Below are 17195 nucleotides of genomic sequence, written 5' to 3' on the forward strand. Positions count from 1 at the left end.
AGGTCCGGCGGCACCGGATCGATCCGACGGGCGGCTCGGTCAGGCACCCCAGCCTGCGGCGTTCCCGCCGACGCGCTCTGCCACGATGCGCTGCTGGTAACCGGAGCGGTGGTAGGCGGCCATCGGGTCGGGGTCGATGCCCATGTCCTGACGCAGCTCGGCGAGCAGGGGTCGGACGTCGGTGTTGTAGGCGTCCATCAACACGGCGTTGGCCCCGAGGACGTCGCCTTCGGCCTGCGCCGCGCGCAGTGCGGCGGAGTCGACCAGCAGCGCCTTGGCGGTGGCCTCCTGGACGTTGCACACCGAGCGGATCATGGCCGGGATCTTCGGCTCGATGTTGTGGCACTGGTCGAGCATGAACTCGACTCCGGTGGCCCGGTCGAGGCCGCCGCCCTGCGCCACCTCGTGCATGATCCGGAACAGCTGGAACGGGTCGGCCGCACCCGCGATCAAGTCGTCGTCGGCGTAGAACCGCGAGTTGAAGTGGAATCCGCCGAGCCGCCCGGCCCGTAGGAGGAAGGCCACGATGAACTCGATGTTGGTGCCGGGGGCGTGGTGCCCGGTGTCCACGAGCACCTGCGCGGCGGGGCCGAGTTCGAGACAGTGGGCCAGCGAGGTCCCCCAGTCCGGGATGTCGGTGGCGTAGAAGGCCGGCTCGAAGAACTTGTACTCCAGGAGCATCCGCATGCCCTCGGGCATCTGGCCGTAGACCTCGCGCAGTGCCTCGGCGAGCCGGTCCTGCCGCGCGCGCAGGTCGTCCTGCCCCGGGTAGTTGATGCCGTCGGCGAACCACAGCGACAGCACCGAGGAGCCGGTCTGCTCCGCGACGGCCACGCATTCGAGCAGGTGATCGACGGCCTTGCGACGCACCCCGGCGTCCGGGCTGCACACGCTGCCCAGCCGGTAGTCGTCCTCCTGGAAGACGTTGGGGTTGATCGCGCCGAGCGTGATGCCGACGCCGTCGGCGTGGGCACGCAGGGCCGCGTAGTCGTCCACCCGGTCCCACGGGATGTGCAGCGCGACGCTGGGGGCGATACCGGTCAGCTCGTGAACCTTGGCGGCGTCCTCGATCTTCTCGACCGGGTTCCTCGGCACGCCGTCCTGCGCGAAGACCTTGAAGCGGGTCCCGGAGTTGCCGTACGCCCAGGAGGGCGTCTCGATCCGCTGGGTGCGCAGGACGTCGAACAGCGCCGCACGCCGGGACGGGTCGATGTCGGTCATCGTGCTTCTCCTCGAAGGACTGCCGGGGATCGTCGTCGACCCCCGAGAAGGCTGGCTGGTCACGGCAGGTGGAAGACCTCGGGGATCGCCTGCATCCCGGCGTCGGCGTTGCCACCGTCGAGGCCGACGAAGAACTCGGCCATCTCGGCCTGCCAGCGCGCGTTGACCTCGGTGGCGTCCATGGCCGCCTTGGCGGCGGCGAAGTCCTCGCACTCCAGGTAGCCGACGAGCATCCCGTCCGGGCGCAGGAAGAGGGAGTAGTTGTGCCAGCCCGACTCGGATAGCGCTTTCCGCATCTCCGGCCAGACATCGCGGTGCCGCTCGCGGTACTCCTCCAGGCGATCGGCTCGCACCTGGAGCACGAAGCACACCCGTTCGGTCACTCTCGACTCCTCCTCGGCGGTGTCGGCCCCTCGGCGATTTCAGCCGGGTTAATGAATCGTTTCAAGCCGTCATCTTGGGCCAAGCTTGCGGCACGGGAGCGAGGACCGTCAACCTTTTCCGACAAGAACCGGACAGATTTCAGGTTGGTCACGATGATCTGAGGCATACTCCTCGCGGAGCATCCGCCGCACGTTGACACGTTTCAACATCACATCGGGCGCCGCGCTCCGCCCAGGACACGACGATTCAGATCGAGGGAGACGCGGTGAACCCGACAGCGAGTATCCGGGAGGTCGCCGCCGCCGCGCGGGTCTCCGTCGGCACGGTCTCCAACGTGCTCAATCGGCCCACCGTGGTGGCGCCCGCGACCAGGGATCGGGTGCTCGCGGCCATCGAAGAGCTGGGTTTCGTCCGTAACGAGTCCGCAAGACAACTCCGCTCCGGCACCGCGCGGACGATCGGCCTGGTGGTGCTCGACGTCGGCAACCCGTTCTTCACCGACGTCGCCAGAGGGGTGGAGGACTCCGCCACCGAGGCGGGACACGTCGTGATCCTCTGCAACAGCGACGAGTCCAGCGCACGCGAGAGCCGCTACCTGGACCTGCTGACCGAGCAACGGGCCCACGCCGTCCTGATCACGCCGGTCGGCGACTCGCTCGACCCGGTACGACGACTCCAGCGCAGAGGCGTCTCCGTGGTGCTGCTCGACCACCCGACCGCCTCGCAGGACGTCTGTTCGGTCTCGGTGGACGACGTGATCGGCGGCGATCTCGCCACCACCCACCTGCTCGCGGGCGGCCATGAGGACCTCGTCATGGTCACCGGCCCCGAGTCGATCCGGCAGTGCGCCGACCGGCTCGCCGGGGCCCGCCGCGCGCTGGCGCGAGCAGGCAGGCCTGCGGAGACGCTGCGGGCCGTCGAGGTCCCCGCGCTGAACGTCGTCTCGGGTCAGCGCGCCGCCGAGCAGCTCCTCGCCGGCCCCGCCCTGCCCGACGGCGTGTTCTGCGCGAACGACCTCCTCGCGCTGGGCCTGCTCCAGGTGCTCATGCGAGCAGGCATCCGGGTTCCGGAGGACGTCGCCCTGGTCGGCTACGACGACATCGACTTCGCCGCCGCAGCGGCCGTCCCGCTGACCTCGGTCCGGCAGCCGCGCTATCTGATCGGCCGCACGGCCGCCGATCTGGTCATCGCCGAGACGCTGGCACCGGAGCAGCACACCCACCAGCACACGGTCTTCACCCCCGAACTGGTCGTCCGCGACTCCAGCCACCCGCGCCGCCACCGCCCCTGACGCCGAGGGGCTCGGCGTCAGGTGGCGGGCGGCGCGCCGCAGTCGCGCGAATCGCTAGTCCGGCGAGGACGTCAGCACCGCGACGCCGTGCCTGGGCAGCCGAATCTCGATCATGGGCGAAGCCTCGGGCCCGGCGGTCCGAGCGAGGACGTCGGTCATCGGCTCGGGCAGCGCCACCTCCACAGGCTCGCCGCCGTGATTGAGCAGCAGCAGGAAGCGGGTGCCGTCGGCAGCGTGCCGGGTGACCGCCTGGACGCCTGCGGGCAACGGGAGGTCGGGCCCGACGCCTGCCGCCTCGCGGACGACGTCCAACAGGCCGCGCATCGAGGTCGCGTCCAGCCGGGTGCCGAGGTACCAGGCCGTGCCCGCCCCGAACCGGTGTCGGGTGATCGCAGGCGAGCCGCTCAGCTCGCCGTCGGCGAACTCGGCCAGTGACTCGGCACCCGCCAACCGGATCAGCTCGGACCAGATCCGCCCCGTCACGGGCGCACTCGTCGCGCCGGAGTCGGCCGCCGCAACCGCTCCGACTCGATCCGCCCCGAGCCCGGTGACGGCGATGGTGCCCGCCTCGGGCAGCGGCCAGAACTCCTCCACCCAGACGCCGAGGGTCTCCCGCAGCGCCGGAGACATCCCGCCCGCGTGGACGTGGTCGTTCTCGTCGACGATGCCGGAGAAGAAGGAGACGACGAGGTGCCCGCCGCCCCGGACGTAGTCACGGAGCCGCTCGGCAGCCGCGTCGCTCAGCAGGTAGAGATTGGGCACGACCACCAGCCGGTAGCCGGACAGATCCCGGTCCGGGTGCACGACGTCGCAGGTCACCCCCGCCTCGAACAACGGGGCGTAGTGCGCCATCTCGGCCTCGTGCCGCGTGACGTCGACGCTGGGATGCGAGTCGCGTTCCAACGCCCACCAGTTCGACCAGTCCAGCAGCAGCGCGGTCTCCGCGCGCACCCGACTGTCGACGAGCGCGGGCACCGAGGCGAGTTCGGCGCCCAGCTCGCAGACCTCACGGAAGATCCGGGTGTCGGTGCCGGTGTGCGGGACCATCGCGGCGTGGAACTTCTCGGTGCCGCCTCGCGAGGCGCGCCACTGGAAGAACATCACCGCGTCCGCGCCCTGTGCGACGGCCTGCCAGCTGCCCAGCCGCATCGCGCCGGGCAGCTTCATGGCATTGCGCTCCCGCCAGTTCACCGCCGCAGTGGCCTGCTCCATGAGGAACCACGGCTGTCCATGGCGCAGTGACCGCATCAGGTCGAAGTGAAAACCCGCGGCGATGTGACTGTCTGCCTCGAAGGGGTCGGGGTAGGCGTCGAAGGCGATGAGATCCTGATGGCCTGCCCAGTCGAAGAGGTCGATCGCGGGACCGTCGGTGATGAAGTTGGTGGTCACCGGCACGTCAGGCGTCAGTCGGAAGAGCACCTCCTTCTCCGCGAGGAAGCAGCCGAGGAACGCATCCGAGGTGAAGCGGGCGAAGTCGACGCTCTGCCCGGGATTCGGGTGATACGGCGCCAGGCTGGGCACCCCGATGTCGGCCCAGTCGGTGTAGCCCTGCGACCAGAAGTCGGTGTACCAGGCCTGGTTGAGCCGATCGAGATCGCCGTAGCGGTCGCGCAGCCAGTCACGGAACGCGGCGGCGGAGACGTCCGAATAGCAGGCGTTCATGTGACAGCCGTACTCATTGTTGACATGCCAGAGCGCCAGCGCCGGATGATCCCGATATCGAGTGGCGATCTGCTCGACGAGCCGGACGGCGTAGTCGCGGTAGACCTGGCTCGACGGACAGAACTGCTGGCGGGAGCCGGGAGCGAGGCGGACGCCGGTCGAGGTGACCGGCAACGTCTCCGGATGCAGCCGGGCCATCCACGGCGGAGGCGAGGCGGTCATGGTGGCCAGGCACGCGCCGATGCCGTTGGCCGCCAGCAGATCCATCAACCGGTCGAACCAGCCGAAGTCGTACTTACCGGGCCTCGGCTCGATCTTCGCCCAGGAGAAGATGCCGATGCTGACCAGGTTGACCCCGGCCTGCCGCATCAGGCGCATGTCCTCGGCCCAGACCTCCTCCGGCCACTGCTCCGGGTTGTAGTCACAGCCGTAGGCAGGCCCGCCGAGACGTCGACGCAGCGCGGTCAGATCCGTGCTCATTGCCTGAAGTGCTCCTGTCATCGCCGAGCGGTGTCGTCGAGGTGTCCCGGTCGCCCGACCGCGACGACGGTCGAACCGTCGTCGCGGCGGGCCGTCGTCGATCAGATCGGGAGCAGATCGCCGATCCGCACGAGTCCGCCGGTGCCGAAGGACTTCGTCGCCGCCAGACCGATCGCCAACGCCCGTGCCCCGGCGATGTGGTCCGCGCGCAACCCGAGCGGGTCGGCGGCGGGCGGGCCGAACAGCGCGTCGAGCATCAGGTCGTCGCCGCCGCCGTGACCGGGGCGCATCGGCTCGTCCAGCAGGACCTCGGCAGGCTGGAACAGCGGACGCAGCGTGATCGCCGTCCGCGTTGGCGCGACCTCCTCCACCGAACCGGGCGACACTCCCATCCGCGAGCCGTGCTCCAGCGGCGACCGGGCGTAGTCGTTCTCCAGGACGTCGAGCTCCAGCCTGCCCTTGGTGCCGTTGAACGACACGCGATATCCCTCGTAGGGCGCATAGGCGGTGAGCTGATAGGTCAGCGAGGCCCCGCCCCGGTACCGGGCCAGGACCGACATGTCGTCCTCGATGTCGATGTCACCGGCGAAGACGTTGCGGTCGCGCTGATAACCGTCCTCGTGCTCGGCGTCCAGGTACAGCTCGGTGAGTCGGGGGGACGCGGCCATGTCCAGGGCGAAGGGATCGGTCGCAGCGGCCTGCGAGCCCGCAGCCCGCAGGTAGTCCTTGGCGTAGCCGTTGCGCGCGCCGCCCTCGGCGCCGTAGAAGAAGAGGTTCCCGAGTCCGACCACCGAGTCGGGTGCGTCGTCGAGCCACCAGTTGACCAGGTCGAAGTGGTGGCTGGACTTGTGCACGAGCAGGCCGCCGGAGTTCTCCCGGTTGCGGTGCCAGCGCCGGAAGTAGTCCGCGCCGTGCTGCACGTCGAGCAGCCACTCGAAGTGCACGGAGCCGACGTCGCCGATCACCTGCTCGGCCAGCAGCTCACGAACCCGCTGGTGGACGGGGTTGTAGCGATAGTTGAAGGTGACCTCGATCCGGCCGCCGGTCCGCTGTTGCGCCGCCAGGATGCGGCGGGCCTTCTCGACGTCGGTGGTCATCGGCTTCTCGGTGACCGCCCGCAGTCCCGCCTCGACGGTGGCCACGAGATAGTCGTCGTGGGCGCTGTCGGTCGTGCAGACCATCACCGCGTCGACCCGCTCACGAGTGAGCATCTCGGTGAAGTCGGCAGGCGCATACGTCGGCAGGGCGGCCAGCCCGTGCTGCTCGCCGAGCCGACGATTGTGCACCCGCATCCGCGTCTCGTTGGTGTCACACAGGGCCACGAGCTGTGCGTTCGCGGGAAAGCGGGTAGCCAACGCGTCGACGTACATGTCCGCCCGCGATCCGGTTCCGACGACCGCATAGCGAACCGGCGTCACACCCTCGCTCACCTGCACCACTCCCCTGTTCACCTCGGCCGTGTCCCGGCTGCACGCCTGTCCTGACAGGCCCGGTCGACCCCGTCGGATTCAACCGGCCGACCTTCGGACCACGCAAGCGTGTGCCGGGTGCCGGGCGAGAAGCGACCCATTACGGCCGGCAGTACGGGTCTGTCCGCGTGCCCCGGCGGAGCCGAGGGCGCCCTCGCGTCACCGGCCGGCCGCACGACGCTCGCTGAGCGACCTCGCCAGCATCCTGGACACGGATTCCCGACGTCGGTCCGAGGTATCGACGACCCGGGTCGGGTCCACAGGCGGCCAGACGCGCAGGCGGGTCAGCAGGACTCCGGACCAGCGGGCAGCCGAGGCGAGACAGCGAAGTCCGTCGCCTCCCGTGGACCGGACGCTAGCCGGCGGGATCACCGAGTGAAACGATCGAAGTCGACTCCCCCGGGCAGCTCCGGACGCTCGCCCAGATCGGGGTACGACGATGAGACGACGCCCCAGCACTCGGCTCGCCGTCGCCGCGCTCGCCGTCGCCGCGCTAGTCCTCGCCGCCGCAGGCTGCGGCCGTCCCGAGCCGCCCGCAGGACCCCTGGTCACCACGCTGAGCCTGGCGGCCACCGAGGCGGCGCGCCGAGGCACGATCGAACTCTCGGCCACGGAGATCGAGTCGCTGCCCCGCAGCCAGGCGCGCGAGGACAGCCCGCCCGACGACGTGGTGGCGATGCCGTGGGAGCTGATCGCAGTCGACGCGGACGACCGCAGCGTCGTGATCCGCTACCTGCCCTCCGTCGTCTGTCATCGGGCGGCGGGCATCTGGGCGCGACCCGACGACGATGGCGTGCTGATCGCACCGCTCGCCCGCGCTCCGGGTTCGGCGACAGCCTGCTCCTTGGAGGCCCAGCCCGTCGTCACGACCGTCGTCGAACTCCCGATAAGCATCGGCGAGCGCGAACTTCGTGCACTGCTGGTCGACGACGAGCTGGCGCGAAGACTCGATGAGGAGCCTTTGTCTGCGCCCTCGTGACTGTTGTCGTGCGCGCTTCGCTGCTGCTCCCGTGCCGCGACGGGGCACCAACCACGACCGCCGACTACGTTCCGATGCGACGACGACGCAGCCCAGGACGAGATCACGCGCCGACCGGTCCACCGCCCCAGACCGGTGTCCTCTCAGGCGGCCCACTGCGGATCGCGCCCGCTGAGTCCGAGGACCCGGTCGAACGACGAGGCCGAGTCGTGCACGGCGATCTCCGGTCCGAAGGAGCCCGATGCCCGGCCCTGTTCGGCCAGCCTGCCCATCACCGCCAACGCGGCATCGGCCGTCGCGGAGCCGCAGTCGTACGGCAGTCCCGCGGCGCGGGCGAGGTCCCAGCCATGCAGGATCAGCTCCACGAAGGCCAGCTCGCCCGCGAAGGTTGCCGGGAACTCGGAGCCCCCCGCGATCACCGTCGTCCCCGTCCAGGCCGCAGGCTCGCTCCAGGCCTTCGCCGTCTCGGACAGCCCGTCGGAGAGCCGCGCCCGCCAGTCGCCCGTCATCTGGTCCTCAGACCAGTCGACGTCGGTGGGAAACGGTTCCTTCCGGCCCGCGAGGCTCAGGATTCGCGTGGCCCAGATGACGTGGTTGAGCAACGCCCGCACGTCGAACTCCGCACACGGCGTGGGCGACGCGAAGTCGGCAGGCTCGATCCGCTCGGCCACTCCACGAAGCTCGTCGGCGCCGGCCGCCAGCATGGGGTGCAGTTCCATGTCTCTCCTCATCGCTATCGCACGGGGGGTGCGCCTGCGACAGTAGGAGCCGGTGGGGTCGGGATTCTTGAACAAAGACGTCAGCCGCCGGGTCGGTGCCGCCGGACCGCTCCAGAGCCGGACCGGTGTCCGGACGCATCCCGCACCGCGGCGGCCCAGGGAAACCGTCCGACCGGGGACATAAGCTGCCGACATGACCATCACCGCAGGTCAGCGACACTCGAGCCAAGGGCGCCCCGGTCTGTCTCCCGCCGCGCCGGTCCGCAGTGCGGGCGTGCTGTACCGGGCCGTCGCCCACGAGAGCTTCCGACTCGGCAAGCACCTGCCCGCGCCCGAGATCGCCCCGTTCGTCGAGTACTACTGGACGATTCACTGGGACCTGCCCGACGGGCGGTCCCACCGGCAATGGGTGATCCCGCACCCCACCGTGCATCTCGTCTTCGATCCGGCGGGCTCGGCGTTGTACGGGGTGATGCGCGGCCGCTACTCCCGGCTGCTGTCCGGCACCGGCCACGTGCTGGGCGTGCGATTCCGCCCGGCGGGCGTCCGACCGTTCCTGACCGGCCCGGTCTCGGCGTTGACCGACCGGGTCCTGCCGGTGGCGGAGTCGTTCGGTCCTGTGGCTGACCAACAGGCACGGGCGGTGCTCGACGTCGCCGAGTCGAGTGCGCTGGTCGCGGCAGCGGACGAGTTCCTCCGCCCGCGACTGCCCGAGAAGGACCCGATGACTCCGGTTGTCGCCGAGATGGTGCGGTCGATCGTCGAGGATCCCGGCATGGTCCGCGTCGACGCGGTGGCGGAGCGATTCGACATCGGCGTGCGCACCCTGCAACGCCTGTTCGCCGAGTACGTGGGCGTCCCGCCGAAATGGGTGCTCCTGCGCTCCCGAGTGCACGAGGCCGTCGAGCGAGCAGGCGACGGTGACATCGTGAACTGGGCACGGCTCGCCTGCGATCTCGGCTACAGCGACCAGGCACACCTGACCCGGGACTTCACTCGCGCCGTCGGCCAGTCGCCTGCCCGCTATGCGCGGGACTGCCGTTCGGGAGAATGACTTCTCCCTTTGCTGCGCCATTCGAGTGAGTGGCGAATCACGATTGCACCGCTTGGCGTAATGCACGATCGGCTGCCGACACCAACAGTCGACAGCCTGCGGCAAACAAGAGCTCTCAACCCGACCTGTTCGCGGCGCGCTGACCAACACCGCTAAGCTGCCCACCAGTGACGACCGATGCAGCCACGGCGAGTTCGGCCACGCGGTCGCATACTGCTGCCATCGAATGGTGCAATAGATCGCAGGGGGAGAACATGGTAGACGCGGTAGCGGATACCCAGGCAGTACTGGAACGGCTGGCGGAACGACGAGACAAGGTCCGAGAGCTTCGGCTGGGCGCAGCAGAGAAGCGGCACGAGTCGACGACCGCCGACGGACTCATCACCGTCGTAGTGGACGGCGCCGGACACATCATCGACATCACCATCAAGGACGCCGAGGTCCGCACCCCCCATCCCACGAAGATCGGTGGTCGGGTGCTCGCAGTCATTCAGGAGGCCCGTCGCGCGGCCGCCGACGAGAGTCGGGCGGCCCTGGCCGAGATCATGCCGGGCTTCCTCGAGGACGAGGACCGGTGATGGACTCCTCCGAACAGATCAAGGAACGTCTTGTCCTGGCCCAGCAGAAATATGAGAGGGCGAAAGAGAAGGCGGCCCGACTCGCGAAAACGACTGTTGTCGAGGACCTCGAAGGAGACCTGGGTGCCGTCGTGGTGAGTGGTTATGGCCAGCTCAACGAAATCCGGATCAATCCGGCGGAGCTTCGTTACACCAACGGCCGGGGTCTGTCCGCCGCGTTGCTTCGATCCATCAAGCGAGCGGAGGCCAAGGCCGAAGCACTTCGCCAGGAGACTTCGACCGATGCCAGGGAAGGGCACCGACGATGACTGATTTCGAAGTCGTCCCGGAGGCACTGCGCAACAGCGTGCGATTCCTTCAGGAGGCGGCGGACTCCTGGGCGAGCGCACGCGACGACCTCACGGGGCAGGAACTCTCCGACACGGGCCTCGGTCTGCTCGGCAGCGAATCGGGAGCCACCCGAAGGTACGGAGAAGCATTGACCGAGGCGATGAGTCGACTCGGCGAGGGATCCGAGATACTGGAGGCTGCGGCCACCGCGCTCAAGGACGTGGCCGACGATTACGAGAGTCGGGACGCCGAGTTCTATGCGCAGTTCGACTACTTGACCAACGAACTGCCCTGATCGCCGGACGCCGACGAAATTCGAGGTTGTCATGAGTTACGAATCTCTGGACCCTTTCCCCGAATCGGACGCCGATAAAATAATCGAGTATGCCAACAAGGTCGGCGAACGCGCAGTCGAAGACATGATCAACACAATTCGAGACACCTTCGGACACCCGGAGGCAATTGAAACTCGAGTCGACGCCTGGGGATTTCACGCAAAACAGAAGCTCGATCAGTCACTTGACTCGATATCGAATTGCAGAGCAGACCTGAGCGCCTACTGGCAAGGTGGCGCATACGACAGCTTCACCATCTATCTGGATCACCTCGAAGGAATCTTCCAAACCGCAGTCGATGTTTTCAAAGAAATGTCAGAGCACCTCAAGGACATTGCCAGCACCATGACTGACGTATACAATGAGGGAATCAGCTTCATCTACACCTGTGCAGGAATCATCGTCGAGGCGATGGGCGGGTTCGCTTCCGGAATCACAGAATTGTTCTTCGGCGTCGCCGAGGTAATCTGCGATGCTATCGCAGATTTTGTTCGAAAGTGCGGAGAAACCATAACAGTACTCAACACTGCAATTAGCGAATATCGAAGGACTGGCCAGAGTCTGCTTCATGGCGTCACCGACATCAGGGTTCCAGAGACAATTCCGCAATCTTCGGTGGACATTGGGGGGTGGAATGTCCGCGATCGAGTCACGCCCTAGAAGCCAGAGGACAACTCGTGCCGCGCTCGTCGGCGGCCTCTCGGTAGTTCTGATGGTGTCGTGCACGACAGGCCCCATGCCAGCGCAAAACCAATCGACCGCCGATTTTTCGGAGCTGCCTTCTTCATGTGATCTGGTGCCGATAGAGCTGCGAGATCGGCTGGTGCCTGGCGCGCCAAGCGAGCCGGGTCGAACGACGAACATGGACTCATGCAGATGGGATTACATTTCAAAACCGGCGGTCGGTTCCGAAGACACCCCCACCAGGAACAGACTACACGTGTCCTGGCTGATTCACACTCCACCAGAATCATCAGATCTGAGCGCAGTCGCGATCGCAGATTCCGCCTTCAACAGAGCGCGGAATAATCAGGCAGATCCGCCGCCAGTAGATATCGCCGACCTGGGTGACGATGCATACGCCACGCCACTTGAGAACAGCGGGCGCTCCATCAACTTTCGGCGCACGAACGTTAATGTGACCATCTCCTACTCTGTGCGTCGGACCGATCAGTCCAATAATGATCAACCGGAAGAGGACCCGACACTCGAGGTCGCCCGCGCTGTCGATCAGGCCTTGCTGGGTCATATTGAAGGCGAGTAGCCCGAGTTCATCGAAAAGAAGGGGGTGTAGCGCTCAAAGAGGTCGGTGGGGGCATCTTGTCGTACTTGTGGAGCCGTGATCCTTGGCCGGACGTCACACGACGGCGCAGCCGATGCCGACCACGCCGTTCAGATAGCCGCCCCACCGATCGTGAAAATCTCCCTCCACAACGTCGGACGAATGCTCATTCGATGATCCCTCGTCGAAGTGCCATCGACGAGTCGTCGAATACCAAGCTTCCGATAGTTAGTCACCAACATATTGCCTACAGTGTTGACAGGACCAATAACGATTGTCTAACATAGGCGGCGGGAAAGCGCTTTCCGGATATCGATCCGATAAGAGCGCAGAGTAAAGGAGCCCCAGCGATGTGGTCTTCTCCGACGGCTTCTCATCGAACACGATCAGTGCTGGCAGCGCTGATCACCACCCCGCTCGCCGCTGCCGCGCTGGTCCTCAGTCCGGCAGCAGGCGTGGCCGAGCCGAGCACGACGGCCCTCGACGAGCCGGTGTCCGAGACGATCGTGCTCACCGAGGATTTCGACGGCGGTGGCACCAGGTATTACGGCGAGGGCGACCTCGGTGACGGCGGACAGGGTGAGGGCGGCGACCCGCTCTTCGAGCTCGAAGACGGAGTCACCCTGAGCAATGTCGTGCTCGGCAGCCCGGCGGCGGACGGCGTCCACTGCGAGGGAAGCTGCACCCTGCGCAACGTCGTCTGGGAGGACGTCGGCGAGGACGCCGCCACCTTCCGTGCCGACTCGGCGTCCGCGCAGTTCCGGGTCGAGGGCGGCAGCGCCGCGGCAGCCGAGGACAAGGTGTTCCAGCACAACGGCCCCGGCACCCTGACCGTCACCGGCTTCACGGTGGAGGACTTCGGTGCGCTGTACCGATCGTGCGGCAACTGCAGCAGCATGTACGAGCGGCATGTGGTCCTCGACGACATCACCGTGAACACGCCGGGGGATCGCCTCGTCGGCATCAACGAGAACTACGGCGACACCGCGACGCTGTCGAACATCACGATCATCGGCGATGACGACCGCGACATCACCATCTGCCAGCGGTACGAGGGCAATGACGACGGCGACGAGCCGGACGAGACCGGCGAAGGTCCGGACGGCACGCACTGCCTCTACGAGGAGTCGGACATCACCTACCAGTGAGCCGACCGGTCCGACCGGCCGTGACGGCCCGGCCGTGACGAACCCGATCGCGACGACTCGACCGCGACGACTCGATCAGGGCGACCGTCGACGTCGCCGGTCAGCCGAGGACACCCGCCCGCATCGGGCGGGTGTCCTCGTCGGCGCCCAAGACACTCCACTCGATCGATATCTTGCACTGATCGAACACCTGTTCGATCATCGTGTCATGGTCATCCACCGCACCCCGGCAACGTGCCCAACCCTCGTCTCCCGCCGCTCACAGGGCCGCCCCTGCCCCCCGGACCGTGAGCCGTCCTCATGCCCGACGTGGCAGGCGGACGAAGCGCGGCCCGGAACGGCGTCTGTCAGCTCGGTGCGCAACCGCACCCGCGCTCGCTCCAGGCCCCTTGCCGGTGCCCGCACCGACGTCCCGGCACGGCTCCGCTCAGCCGCCGCCGGGCCCGCCCGCCTCGCCGTCGAACCCGCCGCACGGCTCGCATCGGTGGCACGCCGCCTGGCCGCGCCGCCGGACCGGTTCCGAAAACTCCGCCGACGGTCGATTCATGTCCTGGGAGCCGCAATGCGGCAACTGCTCCGAGCCGTCGCCAGACCGCAGGCTCCTCCGGACGACCACCCGGCGTCACGCGCCGCCCGCAGGCCGAGGCTGCCCGGCGGACATCATGCGGTCCAGCAGCAGTGCGAAGGCGTCCTCCGTGACGATCGGGATGCCGTAGTTCCTGGCCTTCCTGGCCTTCCCCGACAACGAATCCGGGTCGGCCGCCACGACGAGCCGCGTCTTCCTCGTCACGTGCCCCACCTCCACGAGGCCTGCGGACGTGGTCCGCAACGTCCACCGTTCACGCGGTGCCCGCGTCTGTCCGGTGAAGACGATGCGGTCGCCTGCACACAGGCGGAACCGACCCCAGCTCGGCCCGGTCCTGGCCTCGTCGACGACGTCCGAGTCGTCCTGGGGCGCGCCATCCGGGAACACCTCCGGCGTAGGCGGCGGCACGGCAGGCGGCACGATCGAGCCGCGCAGTGCACGGTCCACGTCGGGCTCACGAAGGCCGATCAGGGCGGCGATCCTCATCAGGTCCGTACGGTCCGCCTGCGAGGCGGCGGCGCGGGCGACCACGGCGAGATACCGACGGTGCGCACCGAGGGCTTCCACACGGCTGAGCCCGGCCGCCAACGCCAACTCCACCAGGCAGTCCTCTTCACTGAGCGAGAGATGCCGGTCCACCAGCGCGGCGTCCAGCATGGTCAGGTAGTCCTCGACAGAGCCCAGGTCGGCAGGATGGCCGCCGAGGGCAGGCAGCCTGCTGAGGAAGTGCTCGCGTGGGCCTGCGGCAGCGCCACGGCGGGCGACCCGACCGGTCGCAGGCGGCAGCCGGGGCCAACGCCAGGCGGCGGCCTCCGAGAGCAGATCTCGCCAAGGCTCGGGTGTTCCGGCAGCCTGGAGATACCCGACCAGCAGCCCGGCCGCCGCATACGCGTCGTGCAATGCCGAATGTGCCTCGGTCAAGGGCACGCCTGCGGCGGCGCAGCAGGCCGCCAACGATCGGGCAGAGGCTCGCAGATAACGATTGGCGAGTCGCATGGTGCACAGACCTGGCATCACCGCCAAGGGAACGTCGAGCCCGACCCGTCCGTACTCGGCGGCCAGGAAGTCCACGTCGAACGACAGGTTGTGCGCGACGACGACCCGTCCCGCCAACCGGGCGGCCAGGTCACCGGCGATGTCGGCGAACACCGGCGCATGCCGAACGTCCGCCGAGGTGATCCCGTGCACATGCTGCGGTCCGAGGTCCCGTTCGGGGTTGATCAGTGTGCACCACTCGTCCACCACCGTCCCGTCCTCATCGAGCTGCACGACGCCGATCTCGACGACCCGATGCCAGCCCGGCGTGAAGCCGGTCGTCTCCGTGTCCAGTACTGCATATCCCACTGTCCTCACTGCTCCCCCCGCGTCGATCAGTCGCGACGCCCAGCCCACGGGAATTCGCCCATAGCCGTGATCATCCCTGGGGGGTACGACGAAGAGCGTGCCGACGACACGGCACGCCACCCGATCGACCTCGGTGAGGAGACCACCGTCCTCATCCGGGGGTCTCCGTCGTCAACGATCACCTGCGAGCCCTACCACGGCGTACCCGCCGGGTGTATACGCCGAAGTCATCGTCGATCTCGCTTGAGGGGGCGACGCAGGAAACCTCGTTTCCTGAGGGCAACCGGAGCAGGCGATGAATGGTTGGGCGAGCAGCCGGTGATGACAGCAGAGCCCCTCGCTCCAACGCGCAGACAGAGCCGGGACGACTCGGCGTTCGGGTCCCGCCCGAGTGGTCCCCCGAACAGATCTGCGCCGGCCAAGGACCATCCAGACGAATCCCGACCGCTGTGGAGATCGTTCGAGCTGCCAAGGACCCGCTGAATTTGATCCTCCGTCTCCATGGGCCGGCGATCTCGTCGAGAAGACTGGGGCCGTTACGACTGCCCACGCAGCGCGACCGTGATCGCACTGGGCCATGTTCACGTGGTGAGCGTGTCTGCACTCGCGTTCCGCCTCGTTGAGCGTGCTGCCGACGTGCGTCGTCTTGCGAACCACCTGGCGCACCGACGGCTCCTCGATGCCCATGACGACCGGCTAGTCGTCAGCCGCCGCCGCAAGAAAGGATCAGCTCAAGGTGACGATGAATCTCCTCTTTCCCGGCCCGACGGACCTGAAGAAGAGGCCAGAATTCATGGGTAATGAAGCTACGGCATCCACAGTTTCAATACGAGCAGGGCGGAGAGCAGACCTTTACCTCGAAATAGCAGCGAGGGCGCCGCACCGCTGAGAGGGGCGCCTGCGTGAGGCTCTCACCAGGCTGCTCATGACGGGGCGGAATCAGACTCGCAGCCTGGTGAGAGCAGCAGAAACCAACCCGGTGAACCGCCTTGATCCCGACGGGTGCTCATTCGTCAGTCGCCCCCGCCAACCACCCCTGCCGCTGCGCCATGACACCGGCCTGGAACCGGGTGCGGGAGTTCAGGACGTCGAGCATGTCCGCGACGCGGCGACTGACAGTACGGGTGCTGACGCCGAGCTGACGAGCGATGGCCTCATCTTTCAGCCCGGCGGCCAGCAGCGTCAACAGTCGTTGGTCGGAGTCGATGACGACGGCAGAGTCGTCGTGGACTTCAGCGTGCGCCCACGGGCGGCCGACTTCCCCTGGAGTCCCCGTGCCGCCGACGAGGCTCGCCATGACACCGATCTCCGACGCACCCCTCAACGGACCCGCCGCATCCGCCTCCGCACTCACCACAGGACGGTTCACCACAGAAGGACTCACCACCGAAGCAGGCCGGGGCCCGGTACCCGCCACTGTCCTTCGCTGTCCCGAGATCGGGCTGCACATCCCCGCCGTGACCCGAGAAGCCGCGTCGCCCCTCCCCCGCCGCGCGCCCGCCCCCGACCCCGCCAGAGGCACCGCCAGCTGCCAGACCAGTTCGAACAAGGCGACCAGCGCATCCAGGAGGGCGGAGGAGTGCACGACCAGCGCACTGTCCATCTGATCTTCGATCACCAACGGCAACAGGGCCGCCCGACGGTCGAAGATGGCGAGTTTCATCGGGATCGCGGGGTGCATCCGGGATTGTTCGCCGAGCCTGGCCGCAGCCAGCGCCGCTTCTAGGGCGCCCGGCAGCTCCATCGACTCCGGGGTGTAGACGCCACGCACCGTGGTTCCGACATTCAGGAGCCCGACCACCTGCCGATTGCTTCGATCATAGTCACCCGCATACGGGGGCCGGTCGAACACCAGCAGCTCTTCGCGAGTCGTCTGGAGAAGCTGGGCGAACCGGGCGGACACTGCAGACCGGCCCGCCAGGATCTCCACGAGCTGATCGGGGCGATGCTGCTGATCGGCGGGCATCTCGCTCAGCAGTCGCCGGGCCTCCAGTCGCACCTGGCCCAGTTCCTCCCGTCGTCGGGCGACCAGTGCATCCACGGCGACGTCGGGGCGGGCAGCGATCAGCCGGACCGGCCGACCGGCCACTCGGCTGGCCAGCCCGAGGCGTTCCAGGGCGGTCGTCGCGCGCCGTACCGCGTCGGTGCCGTGCCCGCAGCGCCGCGCCAGTTCGGCCACCGTCTGTCTCGGCGCAGACAACAAGGCCCGGTAGACCGCCTCCTCGATCGGACTGACACCCACGGCTTCCAACATCTCGACATGCTGGCGAGTAGCTGCCGTGGCGACAACACGCCAGCCGATTTCGTATCAGATTCGATAGGCGGCCAGGTAC

The 17195-nt window shown here is 67.6% G+C and carries 16 protein-coding genes; 9 read left to right on the forward strand and 7 right to left on the reverse strand.

Annotated features, from left to right (window positions below; genetic code table 11):
- Positions 1-39: 39 nt before the first annotated feature.
- Together rhaI and UA75_RS24460 are read right to left on the reverse strand one after the other, a co-directional pair.
- Complete coding sequence (gene rhaI, locus UA75_RS24455) at positions 40-1221, reverse strand: L-rhamnose isomerase (RefSeq protein ID WP_075742262.1); 1182 nt, start codon at positions 1219-1221, stop codon at positions 40-42.
- Positions 1222-1280: 59 nt separating this feature from the next.
- Positions 1281-1604, reverse strand: a complete 324-nt coding sequence (locus tag UA75_RS24460) for an L-rhamnose mutarotase (RefSeq protein ID WP_075742263.1) — start codon at positions 1602-1604, stop codon at positions 1281-1283.
- Between the two features lie 266 nt (positions 1605-1870).
- Between UA75_RS24460 and UA75_RS24465 the strand changes: the two genes are divergently transcribed.
- Positions 1871-2896, forward strand: coding sequence for a LacI family DNA-binding transcriptional regulator (locus tag UA75_RS24465; RefSeq protein WP_075742264.1), 1026 nt, complete (start codon positions 1871-1873; stop codon positions 2894-2896).
- A gap of 54 nt (positions 2897-2950) precedes the next feature.
- On the opposite strand, the gene UA75_RS24470 is transcribed toward UA75_RS24465, so the two are convergent.
- On the reverse strand, positions 2951-5038 hold the full coding sequence (locus UA75_RS24470) for a beta-galactosidase (protein WP_075742265.1): 2088 nt from the start codon (positions 5036-5038) through the stop codon (positions 2951-2953).
- 101 nt (positions 5039-5139) lie between these two features.
- Positions 5140-6468 (reverse strand): Gfo/Idh/MocA family protein, encoded by a 1329-nt coding sequence (locus UA75_RS24475; RefSeq protein ID WP_232237397.1) that lies wholly within the window; start codon positions 6466-6468, stop codon positions 5140-5142.
- 478 nt (positions 6469-6946) lie between these two features.
- Here UA75_RS24475 and UA75_RS24485 point away from each other — a divergent pair, with 478 nt between their 5' ends.
- Positions 6947-7486 carry a hypothetical protein gene (locus tag UA75_RS24485; protein WP_075742267.1) on the forward strand — a complete coding sequence of 180 codons (540 nt, stop codon included), beginning with the start codon at positions 6947-6949 and terminating at the stop codon, positions 7484-7486.
- A gap of 143 nt (positions 7487-7629) precedes the next feature.
- Here UA75_RS24485 and UA75_RS24490 read toward each other — a convergent pair whose 3' ends face one another.
- Positions 7630-8205 (reverse strand): TIGR03086 family metal-binding protein, encoded by a 576-nt coding sequence (locus UA75_RS24490; protein ID WP_075742268.1) that lies wholly within the window; start codon positions 8203-8205, stop codon positions 7630-7632.
- 193 nt (positions 8206-8398) lie between these two features.
- Here UA75_RS24490 and UA75_RS24495 point away from each other — a divergent pair, with 193 nt between their 5' ends.
- The 7 genes from UA75_RS24495 to UA75_RS24520 all read left to right on the forward strand — a co-directional run bounded on the left by UA75_RS24495 (position 8399) and on the right by UA75_RS24520 (position 12932).
- Positions 8399-9259, forward strand: coding sequence for a helix-turn-helix domain-containing protein (locus UA75_RS24495; RefSeq protein ID WP_083683564.1), 861 nt, complete (start codon positions 8399-8401; stop codon positions 9257-9259).
- A gap of 254 nt (positions 9260-9513) precedes the next feature.
- On the forward strand, positions 9514-9837 hold the full coding sequence (locus UA75_RS24500) for a YbaB/EbfC family nucleoid-associated protein (RefSeq protein ID WP_075742269.1): 324 nt from the start codon (positions 9514-9516) through the stop codon (positions 9835-9837).
- On the forward strand, positions 9837-10145 hold the full coding sequence (locus UA75_RS24505; protein ID WP_075742270.1) for a YbaB/EbfC family nucleoid-associated protein: 309 nt from the start codon (positions 9837-9839) through the stop codon (positions 10143-10145). The genes UA75_RS24500 and UA75_RS24505 overlap by 1 nt, the downstream gene beginning before the upstream one ends.
- The gene (locus UA75_RS24510; RefSeq protein ID WP_075742271.1) at positions 10142-10462 is read left to right on the forward strand and encodes a hypothetical protein; all 321 of its coding nucleotides are present in this window, start codon (positions 10142-10144) and stop codon (positions 10460-10462) included. The genes UA75_RS24505 and UA75_RS24510 overlap by 4 nt, the downstream gene beginning before the upstream one ends.
- Positions 10463-10493: 31 nt before the next feature.
- Complete coding sequence (locus tag UA75_RS24515; RefSeq protein ID WP_075742272.1) at positions 10494-11162, forward strand: hypothetical protein; 669 nt, start codon at positions 10494-10496, stop codon at positions 11160-11162.
- A 280-nt stretch (positions 11163-11442) separates the two neighbouring features.
- Positions 11443-11766: a hypothetical protein gene (locus UA75_RS33415; RefSeq protein WP_157434416.1), complete on the forward strand. Its 324-nt coding sequence runs from the start codon at positions 11443-11445 to the stop codon at positions 11764-11766.
- A 368-nt stretch (positions 11767-12134) separates the two neighbouring features.
- Positions 12135-12932 (forward strand): pectate lyase, encoded by a 798-nt coding sequence (locus tag UA75_RS24520; RefSeq protein WP_075742273.1) that lies wholly within the window; start codon positions 12135-12137, stop codon positions 12930-12932.
- Positions 12933-13554: 622 nt separating this feature from the next.
- Here the strand turns inward: UA75_RS24520 and UA75_RS24525 are convergent.
- Together UA75_RS24525 and UA75_RS24530 are read right to left on the reverse strand one after the other, a co-directional pair.
- Entirely contained in the window at positions 13555-14862 is a 1308-nt protein-coding gene (locus tag UA75_RS24525) for an exonuclease domain-containing protein (RefSeq protein ID WP_198042847.1), read from the reverse strand.
- 1006 nt (positions 14863-15868) lie between these two features.
- Complete coding sequence (locus tag UA75_RS24530) at positions 15869-17116, reverse strand: helix-turn-helix transcriptional regulator (RefSeq protein ID WP_075742274.1); 1248 nt, start codon at positions 17114-17116, stop codon at positions 15869-15871.
- Positions 17117-17195: the final 79 nt, after the last annotated feature.

This window comes from Actinoalloteichus sp. GBA129-24, from assembly GCF_001941645.1.
Lineage (GTDB): Bacteria > Actinomycetota > Actinomycetes > Mycobacteriales > Pseudonocardiaceae > Actinoalloteichus_A > Actinoalloteichus_A fjordicus.

Coding starts and splice junctions, on each gene's coding strand:
- rhaI (WP_075742262.1), bottom strand. CDS start 1,221: ATGACCGACATCGACCCGTCCCGGCGTGCGGCGCTGTTCGACGTCCTG.
- UA75_RS24470 (WP_075742265.1), bottom strand. CDS start 5,038: ATGAGCACGGATCTGACCGCGCTGCGTCGACGTCTCGGCGGGCCTGCC.
- UA75_RS24485 (WP_075742267.1), top strand. CDS start 6,947: ATGAGACGACGCCCCAGCACTCGGCTCGCCGTCGCCGCGCTCGCCGTC.
- UA75_RS24490 (WP_075742268.1), bottom strand. CDS start 8,205: ATGGAACTGCACCCCATGCTGGCGGCCGGCGCCGACGAGCTTCGTGGA.
- UA75_RS24495 (WP_083683564.1), top strand. CDS start 8,399: ATGACCATCACCGCAGGTCAGCGACACTCGAGCCAAGGGCGCCCCGGT.
- UA75_RS24500 (WP_075742269.1), top strand. CDS start 9,514: ATGGTAGACGCGGTAGCGGATACCCAGGCAGTACTGGAACGGCTGGCG.
- UA75_RS24505 (WP_075742270.1), top strand. CDS start 9,837: ATGGACTCCTCCGAACAGATCAAGGAACGTCTTGTCCTGGCCCAGCAG.
- UA75_RS24510 (WP_075742271.1), top strand. CDS start 10,142: ATGACTGATTTCGAAGTCGTCCCGGAGGCACTGCGCAACAGCGTGCGA.
- UA75_RS24515 (WP_075742272.1), top strand. CDS start 10,494: ATGAGTTACGAATCTCTGGACCCTTTCCCCGAATCGGACGCCGATAAA.
- UA75_RS24520 (WP_075742273.1), top strand. CDS start 12,135: ATGTGGTCTTCTCCGACGGCTTCTCATCGAACACGATCAGTGCTGGCA.
- UA75_RS24530 (WP_075742274.1), bottom strand. CDS start 17,116: ATGTTGGAAGCCGTGGGTGTCAGTCCGATCGAGGAGGCGGTCTACCGG.